Origin of the sequence: Paraburkholderia diazotrophica (assembly GCF_038900755.1) — a bacterium.
GTDB lineage: Bacteria > Pseudomonadota > Gammaproteobacteria > Burkholderiales > Burkholderiaceae > Paraburkholderia > Paraburkholderia diazotrophica_A.
The window spans coordinates 1-7687 of sequence record NZ_JBBPEN010000033.1; the positions used below are offsets into that span (position 1 = coordinate 1).

Sequence of the window (7687 nt, forward strand, 5' to 3'; positions counted from 1 at the left end):
GGAGACGAACCATTTATAGAAGTTTGGAGCCCAGCTCGCGAAACCGACGTAGATCGAAGCGAAGATGCCGAGAGTGCCTAGCTCTTCAAACAAGGCGACCCACGCCATGACCGGGTCTTTCGTTGCGCCGAAGCGCACGGCTGCGAGAACGATCGTGATGACTGCCAGTCCGCTGGCGAACTTGTCCGATTCCTTCTGGATACTCTGGGAGGCCTCGACTGCGGTATTCATGATCGACGAAAACATGGCGGTGATCTTGTCGATCGCACGGGCGTTGCCCGCCGCAGTTTCACCAGCGCTCACGTAGGGATTGGCGGCCGTACCACTGGTTGCCGCGGGCGCAGACGCGTCGTCAGCGAACGCCGGCGACGCGCCGATCGCAAACAGCGCCAGCAGACAGGCGACGGCCAGATGTTTGATGTCACGCAGCAACATGTCGCTTTTGCGCTCCCCTAGTAGCCGTAAGCCGCGCGCTCGGCGGCCTGTTGGTCGAGGAAAGCCTTTGCGTTGGCTGATCGCGCCTTGTCCTCGGCGTTATCCGCAGACTGCTGCTGAGCATCCTTCTGCGTCTTGTTCGCCATCATCTGAAGCATGTCGCTCATCTGGCTCGATACCACGTCGAGATAGTGCGTCGTGAGTTCCGCGGTAGCCTGCGCGGTTGGCGTCAACGACATTTGCGACTGCAACTCCTGTCGCCGCTTCGTGAGTGCCTGAATATGCTGGACTACGTTGTTACCCGTCTGCATCAACTGGGTCGCCTGATTGTCACGCTGGCTGTAAAGCGTGCCCATATCGGCGAACCATTGCGCGTTTGACTTGCCCGAACGGGAGACCATCGTCTGCACGTGCGAAAGCCATTGGTTGCCATTCTGAAGGTCGCCGTACAGGCTGGTCGCGTTATCGGCGAGTTGCTTGTACTTTGAGATATCGCCGGTGATCTGGTCGTACTGCGCCTTCATCGCAGCCGGGTCCAGGTTCGTCGCCTGGAGAAGCTGGTTCGCCATCATCTGGTACTGGTACGCGATATTGCTGTCCTGATACACCTCGGTCTTGACGGCCTTGAGAGCCGTGATCGTGGTCTGGATCAGGTTTGCAGGATCGATGACCGGTAACGTCGCGTACGCAGCGTGCGACACACACAACGTCAGCCCAGCGGTCAGGGCAAGGCGCGCAAGAGTCTTCTTCATCGTTGGTTCCTCAGTCGAGAGTCGTCATTTCGGCAAGGTAGGCCTCGCGCCAGTTCGCCGCCCCCGACTTGACGTGCCTGTCGAGCACGGCCTGAGCGCGGCCATCCGAACGCAATACGGCGAGCGTCTCCTTGGGGAAGCTCGCCTGCAGCATGCGTGTCTGGTCCGGTGTTACCCACAGGTAGTCCCGGTTGGGCGCGGCCTCGACGATCATCTGGATCTGGTCGAGCGTGAGGCCGAACTTGTCGCGATAAAGATGCAGGTTATTCTTCGCATCGGGATTGGGCAGGTAGATGATGTTCGGGATGTTTTCCTTGAGCACCTCGAAGTCCGCGATACGTGCGACCTGTGCGAGCGACTGCGTCGCCATCATCAGCGTTGCGTTCAGCTTCCGGATAGTCACTGCCCAGACCTCCAGGCGCTTGTAGAAGCGTTCGTTCTGGAAGAAGAAGCCCGCCTCCTCGACCTCAATCACCGTGTAGCGCTTGCCATCCAGCCATTGCGCGATCCGGTAGAACGCGTAATCCATGAACAGCGCGGCGGCGACCGGGAAGTTGTTGAACAGATCGCCCATCTCAATCGAGAGGTCATCGGACAGGGTGAACGCGTCTTCGACGTGATCGAAGAACCGGCCATTTTTTTCGCCCTTCGTCCACACTGCCAGTCGCTCGCGAAGTTCAATGGTGAGCATCGTGTTCAGGTTAGATAACGTCCACAACTCGGGGCTGTAGCCATCGCCAAGCGTGGTGACCGCGTCAAAGATCTCCCGCTCCTGGTTCTTGCTGCAGCGGAAGGTATCGTCTTCGATGGCCATCTGCACCCATTCGGCGACGTACGGGTAATGCTGCTTGTCGCAGAGCAGGGACAACGGGTTGACGGATGTCGCCGCCTCAAAGCGTCCGGTCGCGTCGATAAAGCGGCCGCCGGCCAGCACCGTTGGAATGCGCGTCGAGCGGTCCTTGTCGAAGCGCACGCGGCGGGCGCCGTGGCGTCCGGTCTGAGACATGAGGAAGTTAAGCATGATCGACTTGCCCATGCCGATCGGACCCAGCACGAGCAGGTGCGACGCACCGCCGGGCCGGTGCAGGTTCACCCGCTGCAACGTCTTGTGGCGCGTGGGTAGCAGCGTGAGCGGCCCAGTCTTCTGGCCCGACTGCTGTGTCAGCCAGGCGTTGACAGCGCTGCCTTCAGCCACACTTCGCACAGGTGCGATGTCGGAGATGGCTGGCGTCTCGACAAACTGAAGGCGCTTTTGCTTGTCCCAGCGCCCAGGGAGCGTCGTATTCCACGCAGCCGCAAGGTTATCGCGCTCGAGGACCACCCCGAAACCAGCATTGCCGATCCGGCCCACCACTTCCCGGGCTGCGTCGTCACACTCTCCGACCGTGTTGCCATAGACGATCACGGATACATTGGCGAATCCGTATTGCTGCCCCTCGGCCGTGATTTTCGCGAGCGCGTCTTCGGCCTCCTCCGCAAGCATCATCCGGCCCTTCTCGTTTTTCTGTTCTTCCTTCGCCAGAAAACCCTTGATGATGGCCCACGGACTGAACGCGGCGATCTTGTAGAAGCTGCGGATCTTTTCGATGTACTGCTTGGCCTTGCTGGTATCCAGAAAGCGGAACATCACGCAGATATCGAGTTCAGCGTCGACTTCGGACAGCACGTCGAGCGCCGCTTCCTGGAATCCCATCCATTCCTTGACCGCCACGATCTTGGCGTAACGGACTCCGTAGGCCGACTCGAACATGATGTGTTCAGCACCATAAACGACTGTGCTTTCCGTCAGGTGCGTATCGAGCATCGTGACGGGATACCGCACGCGGCGCGGCGGCACCGATGGATTAGCCGTCTGGTGCAGATAGGCGAGCGCATTCTGCAGCTCCAGCCGCTTCGCCTTCAGGCGGGTTACCCCGCCCTTGAACGCGTCGAGAATCGACTCGAAGCGCTTGATATCCGACGTCATGCGCTCCAGATCAAAGGCGAACGCACTCCGGGAAAAGAACGTGTCTTTGACCGTTTCGATGAGCGCGGGCAGCATCGATCTGCCGCCAACCGTCATGTGATACGCAACCTTCTCGAAGACCTTGTTGATACCCGTTTCCGGCGTGTAGGCCAGTGAAAAAGAATGCGTGTTACGGAAGAATTTGCCGCTGCTCACATGGTTGCGGTTAATCCTGTCTACGTAGGCATCGATGTCCGCAGTGAATGCCCCGTCGATTGCGCCCTGCACGCGACGATGCGAGAGACGCCACCACGCGGTAATCCGGTGATCAAAGTTCTTGCACGCGTTATCCAGATTGGTACGCACCGACGAAATATCGTCGGCATTGGGCGAGTCAGCGTCGACCCCTTCGAAGGTAAAGCAGGTCAGCAGTGAGCCGTCCTTGTCGAGGATGAGTTCGGGCGTCACCATGGTTGCCCATGGCGCAATCTCCTGTACCGGCCGGCGCACAATTCGTTTCAGCATGGAAGATCCTGGTCGAAACCATAGGGCCGCTTGAAACGCGCAGAGAATTTCGTCGATGGAAGCGGCTCATGCAGGTCGGGGTAATGGTTGTAGACGAGCATCACGTCGCGCCACCACGGATCGCGACTGCTTTTCCAGCGCAGGACCCAATGGATCACGACGCCTACCCCGAAGAACGCGAACGTCATGCTCGAATAACAGAGCAGCATCGTGAGCGTGCCGTTCGCGATCGCAAGGCCACGGTCTGCGCCGCCCATTTGGCGCGGCAGCGAGAGCCCGCGGCTTACTTTTGTTGGCTTACGCACAGGTGTACGAGATGTTGAGGTGGTTCTTGACGATGGGTATTGCACAGGCGGCAAGGCCCAGTCCGACGAACACGGAGGAAATCAGCTTGCCGATGGTGCTTTCTGAACTCGCGATCGCAACGGCGCCTACGATGATCAGCACGATGCCAATGCCATACAGCCACGGGCCGCTGATGTATGCGGAGATCAGACAGATCACGTCGGTGGCGGGACCAAGGTCACTCATACTGACGGCCGATGCGAAAGGAGCGAAAAACGCGAGACCGGCAGCCACAATCGTCGACCTGATCTCGCGACGGCTGAGAAAGCGACGATATGCAGCGGCTCCAACGGCACGCAGTCGCGACTGGACAGACTTGAGGCATTTCTTCATTCAACAGCTCCTGATTGTTTAAAAAACACGGTTGAGGACGTAGTCCCCATCCTTGAACCCCTTGATCTCGACGATCTCGGAAACGTGGCGCAACTCGCCGGTACGACGCAGGTGAATCACGTAGTGAAAGCAGTCGGCGATGGCCTTGCGCATATCGACCAGATCCCAGCGGCTGCCGGGCGGAATACCGAGCATCGCGAGGCTTTCCAGACGGCTCAAGCCGCCGCGCGCATCGTTTGAGTGAATTGATCCCAGGCCGCCATCGTGTCCGGTGCTCAGCGCCTGAATGAAGTCGAACGCCTCACCGCCGCGGACCTCGCCAACGACGATCCGGTCAGGCCGGAATCGCAGACACAGCGCAACCAGGGCCTGTGTCGCGACCCCCTTGTCCGGGTTCGACAGGAAGCGCACGAGGTTGGGCACACGCAGCTTCAGTTCCATCGTGTCCTCGATGGTGATGACGCGCTGGTCTTCGGGCACCTGCGCGGCGAGCGCGTTGAGGAACGTGGTTTTGCCTGTCGATGTGCCGCCCGCCACCAAGACGTTTTTTCGGCGGACGATCAGCTCGCTCACGGCGGCCATCAGCCCTTCGTTTTCGATGCCGGGATAGAAGAGCTTTTCGTCGTTGTGCTCGTGTCGCGCGTACACGCGCGAAAACGCGCCCATTGCGACATAGTCGGGAAGGCTGAGTTGCCTGTCACTATGCTTGCGGATCGACATCGCGTGCCCATCGATCGCCGTCGGGCGCATGACGGCCGCGATACGCAAACCCTTGTGGCCCGCATTGATGATGCCCTGCGCCGTGCCGGCCTTCGCCGACTTCTCGACCGATGCAGCAAGGGAAAGAATCGCGCCGTTGAGCGTTGCCTGGTTCAGCGTGAGATTGAGGCGGTGCATCTCACCACGTCGCTCGATCCAGACATTGTCGAAGTTGTTAACCATGATTTCGGCGACGTCAGGCGCTTCGAAGTATTCCCGCAGCGGGGCGACGGATGCGAAAAACATCTGCACCGCGCTCTCTTCGAGCGGGCGCACCTTGAGCAGGGGATTTTCGGTAGCTTCGGACATGCTGCTATTTTTCAGGCTGCAGTGACCTGTAGCAGACCGAAAGAACGATCAAATCAATGAGCTTTTGCCGATTCGTTGCGCGTGACACTGCCCGAAGATGTCATGCAGCGCGGCGATGCCGTAATGCGTCGCCGAGCCGGCTCAGGTCACTAACCCGAAATGGTGCAGTAAAACGTATAGCTTTCAGGGTAACGCTGCACTCCTGTGTGTGGTGTAGGATTCGCCCACGACGCTTTCCAATTATTGACACGATGGCCAGAACGATTCCGTTTGCACGAACCGCAGCAGCGGCGCGTGCGCGTCGAAACAAGACCCTCCTGCTACCGATGCCGCGCACCGAGGTCGATCGGCTTTGTTTGCAGGTTCACATCGCCCTGGACGCGATGCGGCGGGGAATGGGCAATGCCGGAGCGGCGCAGACCCTTTGCCAGGCAATGATCCTCACCGGGTTACTGGCAGAGGCGGGCTACGGTGAAGCCACCTTCGAACAGATGCGAGACGCCGAGGACGTCATATCAGCGGCCTTCGATCGCGGCCGGGACTCTGGCGTGTGGTCACTGGACGAGAACGGCTTCCGGCAATTTGCTGTAATCGTCTCGACTTACGACAGGCAGTTACGTCGTGCACCGCTCGCGGCTGTTGCTGATGCAAGCGACCGGCTTGAGCGCTTTCGCGTTGGTGAGTCACTCGACCAGATGGCGCGCAAACGCACCTAGAGCGTACTGTCAGGACGATGCCCCGTGACGACGCACGCGGCGGCCTTTCGTGCCAGCGCGTTTTACGGGGATGCGTCGATCTGAGCCGAGTTCGGACTTGAGCCAGTCGGCGGCAGCCGTGTGCCGGTCGCCAGGATATTCGATGTGAGCCTCAAGCGCGTGGGCGGTCGCGATCTGGCTCGCAATGTCGCCGGGTACGGCGCCCATGCGATGAGCACGCCCTTGCCTGCGATGACGAGCTCCAGTGGCTTGCCTGAATGTGTCAGACGTACTCGAAACCAGGGTTCCTCAGCGTCGCCCGGTGAATACACGACGTCGACCGACGAATCAGGATCTGACATGGCTCGCCACAGCGATTGAAGTTCCAGAGCTTCGCTCGCAAGCAGTTCTGACGCGCGATCAAAGCCGTCATTTACCTTTACGACGGTACGATGGCGCGGATCAATCAGATAACACAGAAACATTCGCGCACCTCTGCTTCTCGTCGATGGCCACAAAACCAGCAGCAAGCGGCTCGCCTCCCCGAAAGGCAGAAGGCACACCTCTTTGAGGCGCTACGCGGGGCGACCGCTGCGGCACGCCGTTATACTGCGCAACACGACAACCAACGAAGCAGCACTCGTTTATGAAGGGAAAAATAGTTGACGGCGAAGCCCGCGACCGGCTGATCATCTGGATACGTCGTCGGATGGAAGAATTCGGCATCACAGTGCAAGCGCTCGCTGACTCAATCCAGCACGACCTCGATCACCCGGCGCTCTATCGGGATGCGCATGGTAACGAATGGAATGGGCTGGGCGATACGCCGCATTGGCTTCGCGCGGCGCATAACTCGGGCGTCGACCCCGGCTTTTTTCGCATCGCGCGTGGGCCTGCGCCGACCGAAGCGAACAGCGAAGGTCGCAAGTCCGATCCTCGGCAAATGGATCTGTTTAAGCCGCTTCCGTAGCCTACTTTTTCGCGCCAAGTGCGATAAAAACCTCGCATCAATGCACGCACCTCGGGATCGGGGCCTGCGGCCGAATACAAAACAATGCATCCGCGCATTGATTCATTTTTTGAAAATACGCGGTTAAGATTCGGCCATGTTTTTCGCTTTTGTTTCAGTTTGAGCAAGAGCAACCTGAGCCGGCTCAGGTCCCTTTGTGCCTTCCCAAGTTCGCAACCACCGGGCAGCGCACGGTTAAACAATTGAATTGCTTGATTTTTCTCGACTGAAAGACACCAAAGTTCCGAAAAATGAGCCTGTGGAATGCGTGGAATCCGCTTTCAGAGCCAAACCGGAATAAAAAACCCCAGCACTCGGCCGGGGTTGGGTTAAGGGAATGAGCAACATCGTGCGCTAACAGATCACTTCGACCATCTCACCGAACGGCGCCTTCTTCGCCCGCTTGAGAGGCGTCGTCGACGCCCACAGGACCGGGTAGTCCGGAGGATCGTCGGGAAACGGGCCGTCCATGTCGGTGAGATAAACCAGGAATGCGGGGCGGATTCCTTCTTTCGCAAGCCGCTCGAACGGCTCGACGAATGAGGTCCCCCCACCGCCGCGCACAGGTAGCAGTTCAAGA

At 59.1% G+C, this 7687-nt stretch carries 8 protein-coding genes and 1 pseudogene; 2 read left to right on the forward strand and 7 right to left on the reverse strand.

The features are described from left to right. The 6 genes and pseudogenes from AABE10_RS35520 to AABE10_RS35545 form a co-directional block, all read right to left on the reverse strand. A pseudogene (locus tag AABE10_RS35520) lies at positions 1–435 on the reverse strand (type IV secretion system protein); the annotation flags it as partial. Positions 436–452: 17 nt separating this feature from the next. Then, positions 453–1187, reverse strand: coding sequence for a type VI secretion protein (locus AABE10_RS35525; protein ID WP_342937727.1), 735 nt, complete (start codon positions 1185–1187; stop codon positions 453–455). 10 nt (positions 1188–1197) lie between these two features. Next, positions 1198–3657: a type IV secretion system protein VirB4 gene (locus AABE10_RS35530; RefSeq protein ID WP_342937728.1), complete on the reverse strand. Its 2460-nt coding sequence runs from the start codon at positions 3655–3657 to the stop codon at positions 1198–1200. After that, entirely contained in the window at positions 3651–3962 is a 312-nt protein-coding gene (locus tag AABE10_RS35535; RefSeq protein ID WP_342937729.1) for a VirB3 family type IV secretion system protein, read from the reverse strand. Before AABE10_RS35535 ends, AABE10_RS35530 begins: the two co-directional genes overlap by 7 nt. Then, positions 3955–4335 carry a TrbC/VirB2 family protein gene (locus tag AABE10_RS35540; RefSeq protein WP_342937730.1) on the reverse strand — a complete coding sequence of 127 codons (381 nt, stop codon included), beginning with the start codon at positions 4333–4335 and terminating at the stop codon, positions 3955–3957. Before AABE10_RS35540 ends, AABE10_RS35535 begins: the two co-directional genes overlap by 8 nt. 18 nt (positions 4336–4353) lie before the next feature. Continuing rightward, the gene (locus tag AABE10_RS35545; protein WP_342937731.1) at positions 4354–5403 is read right to left on the reverse strand and encodes a CpaF family protein; all 1050 of its coding nucleotides are present in this window, start codon (positions 5401–5403) and stop codon (positions 4354–4356) included. A gap of 251 nt (positions 5404–5654) precedes the next feature. Between AABE10_RS35545 and AABE10_RS35550 the strand changes: the two genes are divergently transcribed. Both AABE10_RS35550 and AABE10_RS35555 read left to right on the forward strand, forming a co-directional pair. Continuing rightward, complete coding sequence (locus AABE10_RS35550; protein ID WP_342937732.1) at positions 5655–6119, forward strand: hypothetical protein; 465 nt, start codon at positions 5655–5657, stop codon at positions 6117–6119. 625 nt (positions 6120–6744) lie between these two features. Beyond that, positions 6745–7068 (forward strand): H-NS family nucleoid-associated regulatory protein, encoded by a 324-nt coding sequence (locus AABE10_RS35555; protein WP_342937733.1) that lies wholly within the window; start codon positions 6745–6747, stop codon positions 7066–7068. 393 nt (positions 7069–7461) lie between these two features. Here the strand turns inward: AABE10_RS35555 and AABE10_RS35560 are convergent. After that, positions 7462–7687, reverse strand: a 226-nt coding sequence (locus AABE10_RS35560; protein ID WP_342937734.1) for a VWA-like domain-containing protein, incomplete at its 5' end; no start/stop codon positions are given.

Coding starts and splice junctions, on each gene's coding strand:
- AABE10_RS35545 (WP_342937731.1), bottom strand. CDS start 5,403: ATGTCCGAAGCTACCGAAAATCCCCTGCTCAAGGTGCGCCCGCTCGAA.
- AABE10_RS35525 (WP_342937727.1), bottom strand. CDS start 1,187: ATGAAGAAGACTCTTGCGCGCCTTGCCCTGACCGCTGGGCTGACGTTG.
- AABE10_RS35540 (WP_342937730.1), bottom strand. CDS start 4,335: ATGAAGAAATGCCTCAAGTCTGTCCAGTCGCGACTGCGTGCCGTTGGA.
- AABE10_RS35550 (WP_342937732.1), top strand. CDS start 5,655: ATGGCCAGAACGATTCCGTTTGCACGAACCGCAGCAGCGGCGCGTGCG.
- AABE10_RS35530 (WP_342937728.1), bottom strand. CDS start 3,657: ATGCTGAAACGAATTGTGCGCCGGCCGGTACAGGAGATTGCGCCATGG.
- AABE10_RS35555 (WP_342937733.1), top strand. CDS start 6,745: ATGAAGGGAAAAATAGTTGACGGCGAAGCCCGCGACCGGCTGATCATC.